Annotated in this window: 3 protein-coding genes; all 3 read right to left on the bottom strand. The window is 68.7% G+C overall.

What is annotated here, in order from left to right; genetic code table 11:
* Positions 1–110: 110 nt before the first annotated feature.
* The 3 genes from VIB55_RS10450 to VIB55_RS10440 all read right to left on the bottom strand — a co-directional run bounded on the left by VIB55_RS10450 (position 111) and on the right by VIB55_RS10440 (position 1,489).
* Positions 111–269, bottom strand: a complete 159-nt coding sequence (locus VIB55_RS10450) for a hypothetical protein (protein ID WP_331876602.1) — start codon at positions 267–269, stop codon at positions 111–113.
* 191 nt (positions 270–460) lie between these two features.
* Complete coding sequence (locus tag VIB55_RS10445; protein ID WP_331876601.1) at positions 461–859, bottom strand: hypothetical protein; 399 nt, start codon at positions 857–859, stop codon at positions 461–463.
* Between the two features lie 117 nt (positions 860–976).
* Positions 977–1,489 carry an archaemetzincin gene (locus VIB55_RS10440; RefSeq protein ID WP_331876600.1) on the bottom strand — a complete coding sequence of 171 codons (513 nt, stop codon included), beginning with the start codon at positions 1,487–1,489 and terminating at the stop codon, positions 977–979.
* Positions 1,490–1,652 lie beyond the last annotated feature (163 nt).

Raw genomic sequence — 1,652 nt, 5'->3', positions numbered from 1 at the left:
CGTGAGACCTTCTTTTTTTGCCGTATACAACGAAACGGCGGGTGAGCCGCGTTCAGCTCACCCGCCGTAGTCGCCCCGGGGGGCGTTTTCAACGCGAAATTTCGAAGGTGTCAGGCCGCGCGCGCGCCCGGCTTCCAGCGCCCGAACGGCAGCGACGGCGCAGGCGCCGCCTCGCCGCCCCACACGAACGCCACGCTGCGCGACAGCCGCGGCGCGCCGGGCTGGTCGAGCGCCGTGCCGGCGTCGGTGGAGTAGGCTTCGGCCGGCATCGCGCCGGCGACTTTCTGTAGATTTCGCATCGGAATGACCTCGAGAGACTGCTGCCCTTCAGCAGCAACCCTGGATGCACGCACCATACCTTGGCGCGAGCCGGACCTAAGATAGCACAGCGCAGCTACTTACGGAAGCGGCCGCCCCGTGGGGCGGCCGCTTGCGTGTCAGACGGACACACGGGGTGTGTTCAACCGACACACACCAGGGCTTCTTCCGGGTCTGCATACTCCGCGGCGGCGCGAATGGGCGGCGCCACCGTCACGGGCGCGGAGGTGAAGCGCTCCGGAAGCGGAAAGGCGATCACCGTCGGCTCGGCGGGGGCGGCCGCCTCGGCCCGGTGCTGCGCGCACCACGCGCGGTAGCCCGGCAGCTTCAGCATCCGCAGGATGCGCCGGTCCATGGCGTTGCAGAGCAGGATCTCGGTCAGCTGGTACTGCCCGGCGTCGTTCACGCGCAGCTCGGTCACCACCTCGTCGGCAAGCGACAGGAGCTGGGCACGGGGAATCCGGTCCTTGAACTCCTCGAGCTGCTCCTCTACCCACTCTACGTAGGCGCGGCGCAGCGAACGGGGCGAGCGGGAGCTCATCGGCTTCCTCCGACGCTGGAGAGCAGGTGCGGCGTGTGAGGCAAAGGAAGTTCGAAGGTGGCGCGATAAGGTCGAAACCGAATGTCGCGGCAAGTTAGGATCAATGACATGCGGGCGTCAAGGCTTTCGTAAGCCGCGCCATTTCAACGCCCGGCGGCAGTCGTCGCAGAACCCGGCCGCCTTGCGGTCGGTGTCGGCAATGTGGCGGGAGGGATACATGACGCACGACTCGCGCCCGCAGTGGTCCGCTCCGTCCAGGTGCGCCAGCTCGTGGAGCGCCTCGGTGAGCAGCCGGCCGCGAAGAACGTCCGCGTCCGCGCCCGATCCGTGCCTCAGCGGCAGCAGCCCGATGACGGCGCAGCACCCGTCCATGGCCGCCTCGCCGAACACCGGTCCCACGTCCTCGGCGCAAAGGCCCGCGTCGGCTATTGCCAGCTTCCACGACCGCGCACCCGCGCCGTGGCTGGCGATCAGGGCCTGCATGATGCCGCCGGAGCGATACAGATGGCTTTCCGCGTCGCGCCACTCGCCGGCGAGCGGCATCGACCCACCCACCCTGCATTGCATTCCCGCCCGCGCGCGCAGGTCGTCGGCCAGCATTCGAAGCAGCCCCAGGGAAACTTCGCCCACGGGGATGAGTTCGACGGGCGGTGGTCCATTGCGGCGGATCACGACGGATTGATCATCCCGGGTGACAGCGAGTATGGGTTAGGTGCGTTCGGGCAGGTCCGGTGCTCGGGCCGGGGCCCCCCATCCCCAGCCCTTCCCCCGCAAACTGCGCGGGGGAAGGGAG

The organism is Longimicrobium sp., assembly GCF_036554565.1.
Lineage (GTDB): Bacteria > Gemmatimonadota > Gemmatimonadetes > Longimicrobiales > Longimicrobiaceae > Longimicrobium.
This window is presented reverse-complemented; position numbering and strand designations above follow the sequence as displayed.

Bases quoted from the DNA above. Each gene is read 5' to 3' on its own strand.
- VIB55_RS10450 (WP_331876602.1), bottom strand. From the start codon at position 269: ATGCCGGCCGAAGCCTACTCCACCGACGCCGGCACGGCGCTCGACCAG.
- VIB55_RS10445 (WP_331876601.1), bottom strand. From the start codon at position 859: ATGAGCTCCCGCTCGCCCCGTTCGCTGCGCCGCGCCTACGTAGAGTGG.